Below are 18,316 nucleotides of genomic sequence, written 5' to 3' on the forward strand. Positions count from 1 at the left end.
ATTTTAATTATACTTTTTTGTATTAAATGTATATCCGATGCCAAAATTGAACTGCGCATATACAAAATCCTGAGAAGCTTTATCAGGTTTATTATTCAGGGTGGTCTTAATGTCAGGCATATTAATATAACCCAATTTCCCCTCAGCCTGAACAACAATATGTCTTACTAACACCAGATTCACGGCGGCTCTGATATCGGTACCGAAACCTGCCAAATGGAACCTGTCGCTTCTTTCATTACCCATCAGCTGTACATTTGATTTAGGCAATAAAGCTCCGATTCCTGCTCCGTAACTCAAAAAAAGATCAATATTTTTTTTATCTAAAACATTGTGGTATTTCTGAGCGCCGATATTAATATAGTTAAGACCATCAGTATGTTCAAATGTTAACAATTTTGAATCACTGAGATCTGCTTTACCATTCTGTACCAGGGAAGAATATTCAGGATCATTGATATATCCTTTAAAATCTACCGTCTGGTTTTGATCCATCACATATTTCATATGATCCATTCCTAAGGTAATACCGAAATTGTCTTTCGGGAAATAGGTAATCCTGTAATTTACCTGAGGAATTGTAATAGATCCCGGATTGAAATAGGTCCCCCAATCAAATTTTGTCTGTCTGTCATGAGCCACAACGTTACTCAGCTGAAAATCATAACCATTTCCTTTAAAGTGGATGTCTGATTTTGAGTATACAGCATTATTCCAGCCCCAAAATACCATTACTGATCCTTTTTTAAAAGGATTTACCTCTTTTTTATTCTTTTTAAAAGATGTGGTTTCTATCTCTATTTTTTCAAAAGATGTTTTCTTTGCTTTTTTCGCATGCGGTAAAGCCGCAGGAAAAGCACATGCTTCTTCAAAAGTTCCTTCTTTGCTTAAAGTGTCTTTGATATTTTGTGCAAACACAAAATTAGACAACAATAATCCTACAGCAATAAGCTTCTTCATAATTCCAGACTCGTATTAATTACTTGCTGCAGCTGGGATAGGATCTGCATAATTTGCTAATCCATAATTTTGCGTTTGAGATAATTCAGGGTTTTTAATATGCCACTCAAATTCATCTCTGAAATGACGGATCGCTGCTGCAACAGGCCAAGCTGCTGCATCACCTAACGGGCAGATTGTATTTCCTTCTATCTTTCTCTGGATATCCCAAAGCAGATCAATATCTTCCATTTTCCCTTCTCCTTTCTCTATTTTTTTCAAAATCTTGTACATCCAACCCGTACCTTCACGGCAAGGGGTACACTGTCCACAACTTTCGTGATTATAGAATCTGGCTAAAGTCATGGTATGTTCTACCACACACTGGTCTTCATCCAATACAATGAAACCTCCTGAACCCATCATCGTTCCGGTAGCAAAGCCACCATCTGCCAATGATTCGTAGTTCATATATCTCGGTTCTCCGTTGACGGTCTTCAAGAGTAGATTTGCCGGAACAATCGGAACGGAACTTCCTCCGGGGATACAGGCTTTTAATCTTTTTCCGTCTTTAATACCACCGCAATATTCATCAGAGTAAATGAATTCTTCAACCGTGATGGTCATATCGATTTCATACACTCCCGGTTTGTTGATGTTTCCGCAGGCAGAAATTAATTTCGTGCCGGTAGATCTTCCTACACCGATTTTAGCGTATTCAGCACCTGTAATATCAATGATCGGAACGATGGCTGCAATAGATTCAACGTTATTCACTACCGTTGGCCTTTCCCAAAGCCCTTTTACGGCCGGGAATGGTGGTTTCAGTCTTGGATTTCCTCTTTTACCTTCAAGGGATTCCAACAGTGCTGTTTCTTCACCACAGATATATGCGCCACCTCCTCTCTGAACATAAATTTCACAATCGAAACCAGTTCCAAGAATATTTTTACCTAAAAATCCTGCCGCTTTAGCCTCTTCAATCGCTTCTTCCAGAATATCAGGAATCCACGAATATTCTCCACGGATATAGATATAAGAAACGTTCGAGCCTAAACAGTAAGATGAAATCAGCATTCCTTCGATCAGTAGATGAGGAAGAAACTCCATCAGATACCGGTCTTTGAAGGTTCCAGGTTCAGATTCATCGGCATTTACCACCAGGTGTCTTGGGACGCCTTCCGGTTTCGCCAAAAAACTCCATTTCATTCCGGTCGGGAATCCAGCTCCGCCACGTCCGCGAAGTCCTGAAGCTTTTACCTCCTCCAGAATTTCGTCCGGTGTCATTTTCAAGGCTTTTTCAGCTGCGGTGTAACCTCCCTGTTTCCGGTAAGTTTCAAAGTAGCGGATACCTTCTATATGTGCGTCTTTAAGTAAAAGTTTTTTACTCATTTTTTATTGCTTTCAGCGAATGCTTCTACACTTTGACAAACTCAGTGTGACAACTTACGCCTTTTTTAATTAGTTAAAATTTATTAGTCTAAATCAACCTGTCCTTCTCTGCAAAGATCAAGGATCTCGTCAACTTTCTCTATTGTTAAATTTTCATGAAAGAATTTTCCTAACTGCATCATAGGTGCATATCCACAGGCACCAAGACATTCAGCAGGCTTTAATGTGAACATTCCGTCTTCCGTAGTCTGTCCGTCCTTAATGTTCAGTTTTGTTCTGATATGGTCAAGGATTTTTTCACTTCCGCAAACCATACAAGGTCCCGTCCTGCAAACTTCCAAAACATATTTACCAACCGGTTTCATATTGAACATGGTATAGAAAGTCGCTACTTCATAGACCTCAATTGGCTTAATACTTAATAATTCAGCAACATAATCCATCACAGGAACGTCCAGCCATCCGCCGAATTCTTTCTGTGCCAAATGCAGAACCGGGAGAAGAGCAGATTTTTGTCTTCCCTCAGGATATCTTGCGATAATTTTATATACCTGTGCTAAACTTTCCGGTTTAAAAGCTATTGTTTCGCTCATATTTAAAGATTTTAGATTTTAGATTCTAGATTTTAGATGAAAAATCATAGTCTGAAAATCTTATCATTTTTATTATTTATCTTAAATAATTATTTCAGATTAATTTAAAATTTATAATCTAAAATTTATAATTTCAATTATGCGTCTAATTCTCCCGCAATAATATTCATACTGCACATCGTTACGATCGCATCAGAAATTACAGAACCTGTAATCATCTCAGGATATGCCTGGTAATAGATGAAACAAGGTCTTCTGAAATGGAGTCTGTAAGGGCTTCTACCGCCATCACTCACCAGATAGAAACCTAATTCCCCGTTACCGCCTTCTACAGCATGGTAAACTTCGCCCTTAGGTACATCCGTTTCTCCCATTACGATTTTAAAGTGGTAGATCAATGCTTCCATTTTTTGATAAACATCAGCCTTTTCAGGAAGATAAAAATCCGGTACATCCGCGTGGAATGGTCCTTCAGGAAGATTGTCGTATGCTTGTTTGATGATTTTAATAGATTCCCAGATTTCCTGCTGACGGACCATGAAACGGTCGTACGTGTCACCTGCAGTTCCTACAGGAATGATGAAGTCGAAATCCTCGTAAGAAGAATAAGGCTGTGCCACTCTCACATCATAATCTACTCCCGCTGCACGTAAGTTCGGACCCGTAAATCCGTAGCTTAACGCTCTCTCCGCTGAAATAGCTCCTGCTCCGATGGTTCTGTCCATGAAGATTCTGTTTCTTTCCAGTAAAGTACAGAATTCTTTGAATCTTGGTGGGAAAGTTTTAAGGAAATCCTGTAATAACTCGTGGAATCTTGGAGTGAAATCCCGCTCAAAGCCACCGATTCTCCCCATATTGGTTGTCATTCTTGCTCCGCAGATCTGCTCGTACATATCGTAGATCCGTTCTCTTTCGATAAACATGTACGTAAGCCCGGTGATAGCTCCGGAATCCATTCCCGTTACCCCGTTACAGATAAGGTGATCACCAATTCTTGCTAATTCCATCAGGATGACACGCATATAATCTACACGTTTAGGAACTTCAACGCCAATCAGCTTTTCAACAGTCATGTGCCAGCCGATATTGTTGATCGGTGCCGAACAGTAATTCATACGATCGGTAAGGGTGGTGATCTGAGCATAATTCCTTCTTTCGGAAATCTTTTCAAATGCCCTGTGGATGTAGCCTACGGTCTGCTCAGCATGAAGGATCCTTTCCCCGTCCATGGTTAAGATGTTCTGGAAAATCCCGTGAGTGGCAGGGTGGGTAGGACCTAAATTGAGGGTATATAGTTGACCGTCAATCTGCTCTTTACTGTCGTATTGGTTAAGTATATTAGATAATGAGTTATCTTTCATAATTTAAATGCTTTAGGCGATAGGCTTTAGGCTTTAAGCGTATGGCTTACTGCTTACTGCTTATTGCATTATTTTTTATCTTCCGAACATTGCATCGTCCTTATCGGTTCTTGTACCGTCTTCCAGGCGATATTCTTTCAACATAGGGTGGTATCCCAGATCTTCCATATTCAGAATAGGTCTGAGGTCGGGATGTCCCTTAAATTTAATTCCGAAGAAATCATAAGTTTCCCTTTCCATCCAGTTAGCTCCCGCATATAATTCCACTAAAGAATCTACTTCGATGTTTTCTCTGGACATGAAAATTTTCAGGCGCAGCCTGAAGTTAACCATCATATTCTGTAAGTGGTATACCACACCGATCTCTTTTTCAGGAAATTCCGGATAATGGATTCCGCAAACGTCTGTAAGAAAATTAATTTCTAAGGATGAATCTTTAAGATAATGAATGATTTTCTTTATATCTTCTTTCTTCACCTCAATCGTCAGCATCCCGTAAGGCTCTGAACTGGCGATTACAGATTCCGGAAATTCCCTTGTGATGGCTTCTAATACAAATTCGTTCGTCATTTCCGTCTTTTAGTTGCTTATGTTGTAAGAATCTAATAATTTCTGGTATTCCGGCATATCTCTTCTTCTGATGCTTTCGCTTTCTGCCAATGCCTGCACCTGCATTACACCTTCGATAATCTGTTCAGGTCTCGGAGGACATCCGGGAACATATACATCTACCGGGATGATTTTATCAATTCCCTGTAATACAGAATAGGTGTCAAAAATACCGCCGCTGCAAGCACAGGCTCCTACGGCCACCACCCATTTCGGCTCAGCCATCTGGGTGTATACTTCTTTCAGGACAGGTCCCAATTTCTTAGCTATAGTTCCGCAAACCATCAGCATATCAGCCTGTCTTGGCGAGAAAGAGTTTCTTTCCATACCAAATCTTGAAGCATCATACGTCGGGTTCAGGGTAGCCATAAACTCGATACCGCAGCAAGAGGTGGCAAAAGGCAATGGCCAAAGCGAAAACTTTCTTGCCATCCCGATTACACTGCTCAGTTTTGTTGCGAAAAACCCTTCTCCTTCAAATCCTTCGGGAGCAGGGGCATCTGTTCTTATTACTGGTTTGTTATCAGACATTTTAATTGATTTTAGATTTTAAATTAGATTCCGAATTAGTGTTAATGTTAACTTTGAATTCAAAAAATCATCATCTAAAATTTTTAATTTTTAATTTAATTTTTTTTATTTATCCCAATCTAATGCGCCGCGTTTCCATACATAAAAAAATGCCATGAAGAAAATCGCCACGAAGGTAAGCACTGCCAGGAATCCTTCCATTCCGAATTCTCTGAAATTGACAGCATAGGGATAAAAAAATACGATTTCGATATCGAACAATACGAATAATACCGCAGTCAGAAAATATTTAATAGAAAACGGTGTTCTTGCATTTCCTTCTACCGGGACTCCACATTCCCAGCTTTGGTTTTTAACAGAATTTCCTTTTTTCTGTTTAGGACCTAAAAAATGCGCGCCAAGCAGAGAAACCGCTACGAATGCTATCGCAACACCTGCCTGTAAAAGGATTGGAATGTAACTTTCAGGTAAATTCATTTTTGCATTATTATCTCAATTTGCAAATTTAGCGAATAAACAAGAAAGCATGAAATTAATAAGCTTAAAAGTGGGATGAAAATAGGGGAAAACGATAATTTAGAATCAGTAAAAATAAGATTTATTTCTTCATTTTTCTGAGGAGAGCATAGGCCATAAATGAAATGTACCCGAATAGTACACTCGCATAGACGATATTAACGACCGTATCAGACCGGTCATCTTCTAGCTTAAAAAAAAAGTTGTAAATGATAAATCCTGCGATTAAAACTGCAAAAATAACGAGGTGGGATTTCATAGGAAGGAGTTTTGAGTTATAAGTTAAGAGTGAGATTTAGGAATAGGATTGTCTGCCGGAATGATTATTCATCGATGGCTCATCATTATGAGCCTATCGTCAGCGAATAGGTTCTTCGTCTTTTATGGTTCACCGGGTTGTAATCCTGCCATAAAACCTGTACACTCTTGTTTTCCTCAAGCTCAGGATTGGTTTCGGCAAACTCAATACCCATACTGGTAAAGCGGACAAAAATTTCTTTAAATATAATTGCGGTCACTCCGCGTCTCTGGTATTCAGGATGAATTCCGATCAGGTAAAAATTGGCCCGGTCGTTTTTCTTGCTTGCCTGTAAGAAGTGCCACCACCCGAAAGGAAAGAGTTTCCCTTTGGATTTTTGCAGAGCTTTTGAGTAAGAAGGCATCGTAATGGCAAAAGATACCAGCTCATTATGTTCATCTACCACACAGATGACGTAGTTTTTATCAATAAACGGGAAGTATTTCTCCTTATAGGTTTTGATCTGCTCCTCTGAAATAGGGGTATAAGTTGAAAGATGTTTATAAGTTTCATCCAAAAGCTTAAACATGGGTTCTACAAATGGTAAAATCTCCTCTTTTGTTTTAAAGGGAAGAACTTTAAGCTTGTATTTCTGGGCGATAAGTCCGCTGAATTTTTCCACTTTTTCAGGCAGGATTTTCGGGAAATTCATTTCAAATTCCACCCACTCTTTTTCTTTCGTTAAGCCTAGTTCCTCAAGATGTTCGGGATAATATGCATGATTGTAAATGCCGATCATCGTAGCCAGTTTGTCAAAACCCATCGTCAGCATTCCTGCCTTGTCAAGATTTGTAAATCCCATAGGCCCCTCGATCTTATCTATGCCATGGTCTTTAGCATACTCAATTACCGTTTGAATCAGCGCTTTGGAAACCTCTTTGTCATCAATGAAATCAATCCATCCGAACCGGACTTTTTTAATTCCCAGTTCTTTTTCTTCCTTATGATTGATCATTACAGCAATTCTCCCAACTACTTTATTGTCTTTTTTTGCAAGAAATTGTTTCGATTCTGAATAGCTTAATGCCGGATTTTCCTTGGGATCCCAGATTTTGAATTCATCCTTAATGAATGACGGAACATAATAGGGATTATTTTTATAAAGGTCCATAGGAAATTTAACGAACTGTTTTAATTCATCTCGTGTTTTTACTTCAATTAGTGCGACTCCAGACATAGTTTAATAAGGCTAATTATAGGGCAAATATAATTAAATAAAATGTAATACTTTGGCACAGTTTTTACATCATACAGGCTAAAAATACACAATAAAGTTTAAAAAAATGATTGGTTATTATATAATTATAGGGATTTCCATGCTTATCAGCTGGTATGTATCATGGAAATTGAAATCGAAATTTGAATATTATTCTAAGGTACATCTCAGGAATGGACTTTCAGGAAAGGAAGTGGCAGAAAAAATGTTGAGAGACAACGGCATTAATGATGTACAGGTAATGTCGGTTCCGGGACAGTTAACGGATCACTATAATCCTGAAAATAAGACGGTTAATCTTTCAGAAGCAGTGTATATGCAGAGGAATGCGGCAGCGGCGGCTGTTGCGGCACACGAATGCGGTCACGCAGTGCAGCACGCTGTAGGATATTCGATGCTGCAGCTGAGATCCAAGTTGGTTCCGGTAGTGCAGATCAGTTCTAATTTAATGCAGTTTGTAATTATTGCAGGGTTGGTCATCATGTCAGCGACTGCGTCGATAGAAAATCCGAGGGGAAACACATTAGTTCTGGCAATAGGGGTTATTATGTTTGCCTGCACCACGCTTTTTGCTTTTATTACCCTGCCTGTAGAATATGATGCCAGCAACAGAGCCATGAAGTGGCTTAGAGATACGGGTACCGTGACTTCGGAAGAATACGTAGGGGTAAAAGACAGTCTGAAGTGGGCTGCAAGAACCTATGTTGTTGCTGCTCTCGGTTCCCTGGCACAGCTTCTGTACTGGGCATCTCTGCTGATGGGCGGAAGAAGAGATTAATTTTAAACTTAAGATCATATAGGGCATCCCGGAAGTTTATCCGGGACGCTTTTTTTTGACTTCATTACACGTTTTTTTTGTACCATTAAAATATAAACGGAGAGCATGAGTGTTGTGAATATCCGGAGCGGTACTTCAGGCTTTAAATTGCCAAGGTTTATTTTCTCGACTCCCATTTTTTAATTAATAGTTTTAACTGGCTATTTCTGACAAACGTATTCGTAATTTATTTAACTTCAGCCGAAATTATATTTCTGAAAACAATAATACCGGTAAAATTACCAACGCAGAAAAGTGAGAGATCCGAAGTGCAAATTGGTTATCTGATAAAAGCAATCGCTTTCTTCTGGCTTATTGCCAAAATCCTGAGTTATAAAACATGGGTCACAGAAAGGGTGTATCCGGTGATCCCTCCATTAGAAATCTTAAAGAATATTCCGGATTTTTTGCATTATTTTTTATTTGTCTTTTCTGTTTTATTATTGGTTATAACTTTATTTTTCAGAAGAAAACAGGTTTTACTTATTGTTCTATTTTTATCCGAACTGCTGAGCTGTTCCCTGGATACGGTACGATGGCAACCCTGGGAATATATGTATCTATGCTTTTTGCTGATTATTATAATTAATGATAACAGGCCCAAAAATATACTATTGCTGAGTCATTTGTTCTTAGTATCCATCTATTTTTTCAGCGGACTGCACAAGGTTGGCAGGGATTTTCTCTCTGAAGTATGGCTCAATATGGTGCTTGTAGATTTTTTGGGAATTTCAATGGATGTTATACTGAAATACAAACTGTTTTTTATTGGCCTGATCATACCTTTTGTTGAAATAGCACTGGCCCTATTGCTCCTTGTCCCGAAATTAAGAAAAAAAGTCAGCTATTTCCTGATTCTGATGCATCTGAGTATTTTGATTTTTATCGGGCCGTTCGGTCTGCAGTATAATACCGTCATCTGGCCATGGAACCTGGCCATGATATGTATCTTGTTAATTGTTTATGCAGAGCCTTTTGAGCCTGCGAAGACTAAAATGTTTACGTATCATCTGTATTGGCTGATCCTCTGGTTTGTGTTGCCGTTTTTCAGTCTTTCCGGAGGCTGGTATCAGTATTTATCATTCAATTTATATTCGGGAAAGGGAGATAAAATGTATATCTGCATCTCCGGAAATCCCCGGGAACTCCGGCCATTTCTGGATGCAGGGACGCATAATATCTGTAAAACAGAATATTCTGTAAATCTGCACAACTGGGCTTTGAAGGAAATAAAATCTGTCCCGGTTCCGGAAATTGAAATTTATGAAAAAATTGCCGTTTATTTAAAACATAAGTACTCGGCGGGTAACCTGAAAATAATGCTTTACAATCACAGAACTCAGAAAAGAACAGAATTATAAATGCTATGAGAGCGTATATTCTACATGCTGTAAATTGGATAAGGACTCTGAAATTTCGTCTTTATGTTTTAATTTTATCTTAGCAAGAATGGAAGCCTTTTCCTGGGAGTCAAAACTGATGATTTTTGCGTCAAATTTTGATAAAAGGGTAAAAATAATATTCTGCTGGTTAAAATTAAACCGGATGTCAATTTCCGTTTCCAGCTCTCTGGTTACAATATTCGCTTCTTCTAAAGTTATTTTTGCGCATTCTTTATAAGCCTTCACCAAACCTGAAACACCCAGTTTTGTCCCTCCGTAGTACCGGACGGAGATGACCAGTACATTGGTAATTTCATGGGCTAAAAGCTGATTGTAAATCGGTAGACCTGCACTTCCGGAAGGCTCTCCGTCATCATTGGCGCGATAGTTTTCACCATTCAGACCCATTCTGAAAGCATAACAGTGATGGGTCGCCTTCGGATGTTCAGTCCTTACTTTTTCTAAAGCATTTTTAAGCTCCTTTTCATTGTTTACGGGAAAAGCAAATCCGATGAACTTGCTTCCTTTTTCCTTTAGTAAGGTATTTTCTACGGATTTTTCTATGGTTTTGTATTCGAACTGCATTCAGTATTTCTGTTATAATTACAAAAATACGCTTTACAACTATATTCAAACAGGAGAAAATAAAAAAGAGCCCTAAAGCCCTTTTATAATTTTAATGTTTTTATTTAAATCTGTTCTACACCGCCGCAAGCGAAGGCGGAACATCTTCCGAACTGATTCATGCATAATGGCCAACCGCAGCCATCTTCTACCCATGGAGCTTTAACAGCACCGGAAACTTTCTTCAGGTCTTCTCTCGTAAGAGTTTTCATTTTTTTAAAATTTTTCATAGTAATTTGGTTTTGGGTTTTTCCTACTCTAAAACTTTTCGGATTCCGTTTTAATTTTTAACCAAATTAATAATTTTATGTGAATAATTTAAATAAAATAGTGATGAAAAATAAATTTTATTAAAATTGGGGCAGATACGTTGAAATTTTATTATCTCTGAAATTTGAAATTTTGGTGGGTTTAAGATCAAACTCAGGAGCCTTTGTCCCATTCTCCAGCTTCAGATTTTCGTTTTTTATAACCATTGCTTCATCCCAAAGATTGGCATTAATAAATTGTTGTAAAGTAAAACTCCCGCCTTCGATAATGACCGACTGAATCTGCTGCCTATACAAGGCATCCATTAAATCCTGGAGAAAATTCTCCTTACCGATCCTGATAAAATGAATATTCTGATGACTTTCTTCTTTAATGCAGTTAAAAACCAGCGTCTTTGCTTCATCATTGTATATCTTAAAATCTGCGGGAACTTTTAATTCAAAGTCAATTAAAATTCTCACCGGATTTATCCCTACTGCATTTCTTACGGTTAAACCCGGATTGTCGTTCAAAGCGGTTTGTGTCCCCACTAAAATACTGTGTTCATCGGCTCTCAACTGATGTACAAACTGATTGACCAAAGCATTGGAAATAGAGTAGGGCTTGAAGTTTTTGTCTAAAAATCCATCCCCGGATTCTGCCCATTTTAAGATAATGTAAGGTCTTTTCTTTTCATGATAGGTGAAAAATCTTTTGTTCAATTCAATACATTCTTTTTCCAATACTCCGGAAATAACTTCAATTCCCGCATCCTGAATGATTTTTTTTCCTTTTCCATTCACTTTATCATGAGAATCCATGGCCCCGATCACAACTTTCCTGAAGCCCATTTCTTTAATTTTCAGGGCACAGGGTGGTGTTTTTCCATAGTGAGCACAGGGCTCGAGAGAAACATAAATGGTAGATTCCGGAATGAGGCTTTTGTCCTCTACAGAATGGATAGCATTAATTTCTGCATGATTTTCACCTGCTTTATGATGGTAGCCTTCGCCTATAATTTTACCGTTATGCACGATGATGCTTCCTACCAATGGGTTAGGATATGTTTTACCCAATGCTTTCTGAGCAAGTTCAATACATCTTTTAATATAAAATTCGTCCTGCATATGAAAGAAAAAGCGAAGACAAATTTCTTTGCTCCGCCTGTTTTTATTTAGTTAAATAATTTTATTCTCCGGCAATGATATTGTGAAGATTCTGTTTTAATGTTTCCAAAAGCGCCTTTTTATCATCAATTGAATTGAAGGTATCCTTCAGTAAAGGATTGTCTTTAGACGGATTTTTGAAGAATGAAAGATTATTTTCGAGCTTCACGATTTCAGCTTCAAGATCAGAAATCTGACCCTTGATTTTTCTTGCCTTATCGGTGAGCTGATTTTCAGAAAGACCTTCCTCCTTAAGTTCCAGCTCATTAATTTTATTCAATCTCAATTTCTCTCTCAGTGCTTTATTAAATTCGGAGTTGATTGAAATTTTATCTCTCGGCACTTTCCCGATGTTATTCCATGCTGTTTTAATGGCTTCGATTTTTTCGATGCTGCCTTCCTCATCGGTAACGGTTTTCAGCTCATCAAGAAGAACTTTTTTATTTTTATAATTCTCTTTCCAGTTATCAGTGGATGCATTGCTTTTTTCCCTGTAATTGTTAAAGAATGTATTACAGGCATCACGGAATTCGTCCCAGATCTTATTGGTCATGCTTTTCGGGACATGACCGATTTTTTTCCAGTCTTCCTGAAGCTTCTTAAATAACGGAACAGCGATGTCCCATTCTTCATTATTCTTGTTATCCTGAGCTGTCTGGATCAGTTTCAGCTTTTCTTCAAGATTAGCCTGCTGGGAACCTTTTAAAGATTTATAATAGGTATTCTTTGTCGTATTAAAACCTCTCAGTGTTGTTTTAAACTCATTCCAGTTCTGGTTTGATAATTTTCTCGGAACACTTCCGGTCTTCAAAAATTCCGAACGCAGGTCTTCCACTCTTCTGATGGAGGTCTGCCAGTAATTGTGATTGGGCGTTTCTGCAGGCTCAGAGAGTTTCTTTATTTCCGCAATGATCTGATTTTTTTTCTCAAGATTAGCATTCTGTTCAGATTCAATCGCAACCGACAGTTCGGATTTTCTTTCGTGGATTTTATTGGAAATTTCTTTAAACTCTTCCCAGGTCTGTTCACGGAATTCTTCTGCTACCGGTTCTGCTTCTTCCTTCCAGAGTTTATGAAGGTACTGCAGCTCATTTAAAGCCTTCTGAATGACAGGCTCGTTTTCGAGTTCTCTGGCGCGGGCGATAATATGCTGTCTTTTTTCAAGATTATGATTGTATTCCTGCTCCAGAAACTCTTTATTCAGATCCAGCATCTGGTAAAACTGATTCAGATGATGGAAATAATTATTATTAAGAATTTTAAATTCGGATTTTGCTACCTGTCCGGCTTTGGACCATTCTTCTTTGATTTCACGAATGGATTTGAAAAGATTGGTTCCCGGCTCAGAATTGGTATACAGGTTTTTAAGCCTTTCGATAATATCCTGGCGGTGATCAAGATTCTTCTTCTGTTCTTCTTCCTGTCCTTTCTGATAGGTATCATGCTTTTCTCTGAAGATGTTCACCAGGGCCGAGAATCTGGCCTGCGAAGGATGTTCGTAACTGAAATTTTCAGGAGCATTTCCGGCATCGGTATATTCGTGCTTTTTGTCCTCGATCTCATCATGGATGTAATGACTTGCCTTTTCTTTGAGCAGATTGAATTTTTTGGAATTTTCACCCGCATTCGGGGTGTTGATCATTTTTTCCATTTCTTTCAGAGCATCGGCTAAGGAGATCTCTACCTCTTCGTGTTCTTCTTCATGTTCCGTATCTTCTTCATGCTGGTTTTCATCATGAGTTACCTGATTTTCCGGCGTCTCATGATGAGATTCTCCATTAGAATTTTTCTTTTCTTCGTTTTCAGAAAGGTTGTTTTCTGTAGTCATAGCAAGTCGTTTATGTGAGTGGCGTTATTATCCTCTAAATATATAGCAAAAGCCAAATAAAATACTAATTTATGTTATTTTTTTTGAAAATTCCAAATTTCCCAGGCTTTTTCTGCTTGCTGTTCAAGCATATAATACCCGTTCACAGTTTTGGCTCCTTTTTCAGACGCGTTGATGATAAACTGTGTATAATTGGGATTGTAAATTAAATCGATGATTAAGTGCTCCCCGGAGACTCCTTCGAAGGGGAAACTTAAACATTCTTCCACATTCGGGAAGGTTCCGACAGGTGTACACTGAACAATTATTTTATGACTGTCGACGGTTTCCCTGTCTAAGTTCTTAAGATTAACTTCGGTATTTCTGGAAACAGTGACTGAGGAAATCCCGTGTTTATCCAGGACATATTTTACTGCTTTTGCAGCGCCTCCGTTTCCGAGTATCAGAGCAGAGGTATGGTGCGGTTTTTTATGAAGGAGCAGCGTCTTTTCAAATCCGAAAGCATCGGTGTTATAGCCGGTTTTTTTTCCATTTTGGATCAGAACACAGTTTACGGCTCCGATTTTTTCGGCTTCATCACTCAATTCATCCAGATAATCGATTATTTTTTCTTTATAAGGAATGGTCACATTGAAACCCAGAAGGTCAGGCACTGAAAACAGGTTTTCCACTTCATTAATTTCACTAAGATCAAAAATATCGTAAGAATATCCCTTCAGCATCAGCTTCTGGAATTTGTCTTCGAAGAATTTTTTAGAAAAAGAATAGGAAATGTTTTTTCCGATTAAGCCTAGTTTTTTATTGGAATCCATTCTATAAAATTATAAAAAAAAGACCGGACAGAGCCGGTCTTTGTATAAAATATTGTTAACGTTTTATTCTACAATGAATTTTGTCACAAAACGGTCTGTCTTCAGGATATAATTTCCTTTTGTTAATCCTTTAAGACTGATCTTGTTTGAATGCTTGAAAGGATTAGCAATAGCATCAATTAACTTTCCTGAAAGGTCATAGATTTCAGCTTTTGAAATGGTGGTAAGGTTTTCCCCTTTTACAAACAGTTCGTTGTTTCTTACAGGATTCGGATAGATGCTGAATCCTTTTTCCTTTGTTGTTTCTACCGTTCCTAAAGAGTTGCTGTAGCAGGTCCAGCTAAGATTGTCAATAGCTACTCTGGCGCCTGTTTGGCTGGCAATAGGGTTTGTAATTTTAATCACCGCGTTACCGCTTACGTTTATATTACTGATGGTCGTCGTTGTGTTGGTATTGGCTGTCGCTCCGTAAGGAATAGTACCTACCTGCACTCCGTTGATCTCAACATTTAAAACTCCGGGTCCGGTTCCGTATTTCAATGCGGTCGTTAAGGTTAAACTCTGAACGCCTCCTGAAACAGTAGAGCTGGTAAGGTTTCCGACTCTCAAAGTGATCGCTTTCCCTGAAATGGTCTCGTCTGTTCTTGCATCAGTGGCAGTCCATGTAATTCCGGCATTGGTCCATGTTCTTGTTCCGTAGCCGTTTCCTCCGTTAGGAATATTCTCAAAATCTTCTGTACCACAGCTTCCGCCTCCCGGCTGCCCGGCTAAAGTAGTCGCGGTAGCGATGTTACTCTGTGGGGAAGGATTTCCGGCAGCATCTTTTGCAATGATATAAAAGGTGTATGTTGTAGACGGATTAAGGCCTGAAACCGTTGTGGAAGTTCCTGAAACCGTGCTGTAGAATGTTCCGTTTACATAGATGTCATATCCTGCAACGCCAATGTTGTCCGTTGCTGCGGTCCAGTTTAAAGAAACAGAATTGGAGGTCGGGTTACTTGCTGATAAATTGGTTGCCGCTGTAGGAGCCTGCGTGTCAATTACGGTTGTTCCCCATATCTGGTTTACATATTCCGGGTGATCGATAAAAGGGTTTCTGTTCCCCTGATATACATATGAGGCATTATTTCTGATGATTTCAGTCTGGGAAACCGGGTCCATAGCATTCCATGCCAGCAGCTGATCAAGTTCCCACTGCTGTAATCCCGGGAACGAAGAACCTCCCAACATGTTTCCTGAACTGAAACCTGAAAGCTGGGTTTCATATCTGGTTACGAAATAAAAGATCATCCTGGCAACATCTCCTTTAAAAGCGTCGATCGGTTCGAAAACAATACCGCCGTATCCCGGAGAAGCAGAATTTCCTAATTTAGACCCGTTTAGAGAAGTAAAACTTGCTGTTCCTACTTTTCCGAAAGGATAATTGGATCTCATTCCGTTCACTTTTCCATCGGTTGCACGGATAAAATGAATATCTGATTTCATCGGAAAGCCTTCATTGAAAAGACTTTGCGGAACGATATGTTCTCTGTTATAGCAGTTTCCTTCTGCACTGTAACTTCCGCACTGGTTGGTCTGGTACGTGAAGTTATACGGATCTGCGCCGTTAGGGTTTTCTGAGTAGATGTCAAGAATGGTTCCGTCGTTTTCGTAAGTCGTATCACGGTCAGTAGTCTGATATCCTATCCACAATCCGCCATATCCATGATCCTGGTGACCGGCGGAGATAATGTCTTTCAGTTTTGTTTTCAATGGCGCACCGCTGAGACCGGTCGTTCCATCATAATATCCCGATGGGATTTGTGCAAATGTACCCGCGAATACAAAGCACATTAAAGAAGAGAGTAAAGTATGTTTCATCCTAAAAAAATTGGGCCGTAAAGGTACAAAAAAATAAGCCCGGATGATTGTTAACTTTTAGTAATATACTCTTTGCTTATTTTTGAAAATACCAGGGAAATGATAAATCCGAACAGGGCAGCGGTAAGTGCAACGATAAAATAGTTTTTTCCTACGATCTTTACCGGGAAAGGCAACATTTCATTGGCCTTGAAGAACTCCGTGTACTGCTGGAAATAGCATAGTGCCGTTCCTACGAGTAATCCGGAAATAATTCCTAAAACAACGATCAGTATTCCGGTGTAAAAATATATTCTGCGCAGATCTCTTAAAGGAAGCCCTAAGGAAACCAGTGATTTTGCCTGTTCTTTTTTATCAAGCTGAAGAATAATGATGGCTCCGGCAAGGTTAAAGGTGGTAATGAAAATAACCAGGGCGAAAATCAGATAAATGAACAGTTTTTCCGTATTGATCATTTTCCAGAAGGCTGCATTTTCTTCTTCTTTGGTTTTGATCTGGATGTTTTTTCCCAGGGATGCCAGTAAGTTCTGCTTAACGGCGTCTGCGTTTTCGGGATTTTTTAATTTGATAACGATCTGGTATGCAGATTTTTTGGGAAGATCAAGCAATTCTTCGGCTAACTCCAGCGGGGCGATGATATAATTGTCCAGCTGGTCTTTTCCGGGAAAAACTCCGGTGACGATGATGTCCTTTTTATTATAGATATCGTCTTCTCTGCTGATGATTCCCGTTCCGGGCTTCGGCATCAGCACGGTCGCATAAGCGTTGGAGGTGTCAACGGGGATAGAAAGCCTGTTATCCAGGGAATTTTCCATGATGACTTCATTGGAGTAATCAAAACCAGGATAGGATCCGTAGATCACCTCTTTATTGATGGGATTTACGGTAACGTAAGCGGAATCCACTCCTCTTAAATAAGCAATATCACCTTTTCCGTTATAGCTGATGTATACTTTTTCTTCGATCATTTTAGAAAAATGACTGATATCTTTATGATCACTTAAAACAGTGGTGACTTTTTTAAGGTCTTTTATGGTCTTTCCGGAAGTGCTTTTAATCGTAAGATCTGCATGAAGATTGGAAATAAGGTCTTTGTTAAGATCTTCGAGTCCCGAAAAAACCGAAATAATAACGAACATTGCCGTTACGGCAACCGTCATGGCCCCGACCGCCAGCCACGTAATAAAGGTAACGGCAGTGCTTCCTTTTTTGGATAAAAGGTAACGGGAAGCGATATAAAATGCAATGTTCTTCAAAATCTATAAAACAGGGTTGTCACCATCTCCTCTCAGCTCTCTCTCCAGTTTCTCTACATCATCCAGCGCTGTATCAAGATAAAAATTAAGATTGGGAATGACACGAACCTGTTTGGCCATCTTCTGACCGATGAAATTTCTGTATTGTGCTTTGTTTTCTTCGATTTCTCTCATCACCGCAGAACGGAATTCCTGAGGGAAAATGCTTAAATAAATTTTTGCGATTCCTAAATCTGCCGATACCTTCACATCCGAAACCGATACCAAAATGCTCTGTTTGCTTTCTGCAGCCTGTTTACGGAAAAGTTCTGCGAAATCTTCCTGAATAATCTGTGCTACTTTTCTTTGTCTGTTACTTTCCATAAGTTATGCAAATTTAGTACTTTTGTTTGAATTGATACTTTGAAATTTGGAGTCTGTATCAAAATTACAACTAAAATTATACTTTTTATTTATGAAGTTAGAACATATCGGTATCGCCGTAAAGTCTTTGGGGATTTCTGACGAACTTTTCACCAAACTTTTAGGAAAGGAATCCTATAAAAAAGAAACGGTGGAAAGGGAAGGGGTCATTACTTCATTTTATGCCGCCGGCGAGAGCAAAATTGAGCTTCTGGAAGCCAGCAAAGCAGAAAGTCCGATCTCAAAATTTATCGGAAAGAAAGGGGAGGGCATCCATCACCTGGCTTTTGGCGTAGAAAATATCACGGAGGAAATACAAAGATTAAAAAAAGAAGGATTTCAGTTTATATCAGAAGAACCCAAAGAAGGTGCTGATAACAAATTAGTTGTCTTCCTTCACCCGAAATCCACCAATGGGGTCCTGGTAGAACTTTGTCAAGAAAAGCAATAAAAAATTTTGTAATG

The 18,316-nt window shown here is 38.9% G+C and carries 20 protein-coding genes; 3 read left to right on the forward strand and 17 right to left on the reverse strand.

All coding sequences use genetic code 11. The features are described from left to right. Positions 1–3 precede the first annotated feature (3 nt). From ODZ84_RS17730 to ODZ84_RS17770, 9 genes are all read right to left on the reverse strand, one after another. Positions 4–960 (reverse strand): hypothetical protein, encoded by a 957-nt coding sequence (locus ODZ84_RS17730; protein WP_266173708.1) that lies wholly within the window; start codon positions 958–960, stop codon positions 4–6. Between the two features lie 15 nt (positions 961–975). Then, a complete protein-coding gene (nuoF, locus tag ODZ84_RS17735) occupies positions 976–2,331 on the reverse strand; it encodes an NADH-quinone oxidoreductase subunit NuoF (RefSeq protein ID WP_266173709.1) in 1,356 nt (451 codons plus the stop codon). 83 nt (positions 2,332–2,414) lie between these two features. Further along, entirely contained in the window at positions 2,415–2,924 is a 510-nt protein-coding gene (locus tag ODZ84_RS17740) for an NADH-quinone oxidoreductase subunit NuoE family protein (protein ID WP_266173710.1), read from the reverse strand. 137 nt (positions 2,925–3,061) lie between these two features. Next, positions 3,062–4,285 (reverse strand): NADH-quinone oxidoreductase subunit D, encoded by a 1,224-nt coding sequence (locus ODZ84_RS17745; RefSeq protein ID WP_266173711.1) that lies wholly within the window; start codon positions 4,283–4,285, stop codon positions 3,062–3,064. Positions 4,286–4,360: 75 nt separating this feature from the next. Beyond that, positions 4,361–4,855 carry an NADH-quinone oxidoreductase subunit C gene (locus ODZ84_RS17750; protein ID WP_266173712.1) on the reverse strand — a complete coding sequence of 165 codons (495 nt, stop codon included), beginning with the start codon at positions 4,853–4,855 and terminating at the stop codon, positions 4,361–4,363. A 9-nt stretch (positions 4,856–4,864) separates the two neighbouring features. Then, a complete protein-coding gene (locus ODZ84_RS17755; RefSeq protein WP_241614847.1) occupies positions 4,865–5,425 on the reverse strand; it encodes an NADH-quinone oxidoreductase subunit B in 561 nt (186 codons plus the stop codon). Between the two features lie 105 nt (positions 5,426–5,530). Further along, positions 5,531–5,902, reverse strand: a complete 372-nt coding sequence (locus ODZ84_RS17760) for an NADH-quinone oxidoreductase subunit A (protein ID WP_089754018.1) — start codon at positions 5,900–5,902, stop codon at positions 5,531–5,533. A 121-nt stretch (positions 5,903–6,023) separates the two neighbouring features. After that, the gene (locus ODZ84_RS17765) at positions 6,024–6,200 is read right to left on the reverse strand and encodes a hypothetical protein (RefSeq protein ID WP_266173713.1); all 177 of its coding nucleotides are present in this window, start codon (positions 6,198–6,200) and stop codon (positions 6,024–6,026) included. A gap of 85 nt (positions 6,201–6,285) precedes the next feature. Next, positions 6,286–7,416, reverse strand: coding sequence for a GNAT family N-acetyltransferase (locus ODZ84_RS17770; protein WP_266173714.1), 1,131 nt, complete (start codon positions 7,414–7,416; stop codon positions 6,286–6,288). A gap of 106 nt (positions 7,417–7,522) precedes the next feature. On the opposite strand from ODZ84_RS17770, the gene ODZ84_RS17775 reads away from it, so the two are divergent. Both ODZ84_RS17775 and ODZ84_RS17780 read left to right on the forward strand, forming a co-directional pair. Then, the gene (locus tag ODZ84_RS17775) at positions 7,523–8,233 is read left to right on the forward strand and encodes a zinc metallopeptidase (protein WP_266173715.1); all 711 of its coding nucleotides are present in this window, start codon (positions 7,523–7,525) and stop codon (positions 8,231–8,233) included. A gap of 308 nt (positions 8,234–8,541) precedes the next feature. After that, positions 8,542–9,633 (forward strand): hypothetical protein, encoded by a 1,092-nt coding sequence (locus ODZ84_RS17780; RefSeq protein WP_266173716.1) that lies wholly within the window; start codon positions 8,542–8,544, stop codon positions 9,631–9,633. A 3-nt stretch (positions 9,634–9,636) separates the two neighbouring features. On the opposite strand, the gene ODZ84_RS17785 is transcribed toward ODZ84_RS17780, so the two are convergent. The 8 genes from ODZ84_RS17785 to rbfA form a co-directional block, all read right to left on the reverse strand. Further along, positions 9,637–10,239, reverse strand: coding sequence for an IMPACT family protein (locus tag ODZ84_RS17785; protein ID WP_266173717.1), 603 nt, complete (start codon positions 10,237–10,239; stop codon positions 9,637–9,639). Positions 10,240–10,343: 104 nt separating this feature from the next. Then, positions 10,344–10,508 (reverse strand): hypothetical protein, encoded by a 165-nt coding sequence (locus tag ODZ84_RS17790; protein ID WP_266173718.1) that lies wholly within the window; start codon positions 10,506–10,508, stop codon positions 10,344–10,346. A 120-nt stretch (positions 10,509–10,628) separates the two neighbouring features. Next, positions 10,629–11,654, reverse strand: a complete 1,026-nt coding sequence (ribD, locus tag ODZ84_RS17795; protein ID WP_266173719.1) for a bifunctional diaminohydroxyphosphoribosylaminopyrimidine deaminase/5-amino-6-(5-phosphoribosylamino)uracil reductase RibD — start codon at positions 11,652–11,654, stop codon at positions 10,629–10,631. Between the two features lie 61 nt (positions 11,655–11,715). Further along, complete coding sequence (locus tag ODZ84_RS17800) at positions 11,716–13,521, reverse strand: DUF349 domain-containing protein (RefSeq protein ID WP_266173720.1); 1,806 nt, start codon at positions 13,519–13,521, stop codon at positions 11,716–11,718. Positions 13,522–13,595: 74 nt separating this feature from the next. Continuing rightward, complete coding sequence (locus ODZ84_RS17805) at positions 13,596–14,333, reverse strand: shikimate dehydrogenase family protein (RefSeq protein ID WP_266173721.1); 738 nt, start codon at positions 14,331–14,333, stop codon at positions 13,596–13,598. Positions 14,334–14,396: 63 nt separating this feature from the next. Then, positions 14,397–16,193: an endonuclease gene (locus ODZ84_RS17810; RefSeq protein ID WP_266173722.1), complete on the reverse strand. Its 1,797-nt coding sequence runs from the start codon at positions 16,191–16,193 to the stop codon at positions 14,397–14,399. A gap of 50 nt (positions 16,194–16,243) precedes the next feature. Continuing rightward, a complete protein-coding gene (locus ODZ84_RS17815) occupies positions 16,244–17,449 on the reverse strand; it encodes an ABC transporter permease (protein ID WP_266173723.1) in 1,206 nt (401 codons plus the stop codon). Positions 17,450–17,452: 3 nt separating this feature from the next. Beyond that, on the reverse strand, positions 17,453–17,812 hold the full coding sequence (gene rbfA, locus ODZ84_RS17820; protein ID WP_266173724.1) for a 30S ribosome-binding factor RbfA: 360 nt from the start codon (positions 17,810–17,812) through the stop codon (positions 17,453–17,455). Positions 17,813–17,903: 91 nt separating this feature from the next. On the opposite strand from rbfA, the gene mce reads away from it, so the two are divergent. After that, the gene (gene mce, locus ODZ84_RS17825) at positions 17,904–18,302 is read left to right on the forward strand and encodes a methylmalonyl-CoA epimerase (RefSeq protein ID WP_266173725.1); all 399 of its coding nucleotides are present in this window, start codon (positions 17,904–17,906) and stop codon (positions 18,300–18,302) included. Positions 18,303–18,316 lie beyond the last annotated feature (14 nt).

This window comes from Chryseobacterium fluminis (assembly GCF_026314945.1).
GTDB classification, from domain to species: Bacteria; Bacteroidota; Bacteroidia; order Flavobacteriales; family Weeksellaceae; genus Chryseobacterium; species Chryseobacterium fluminis.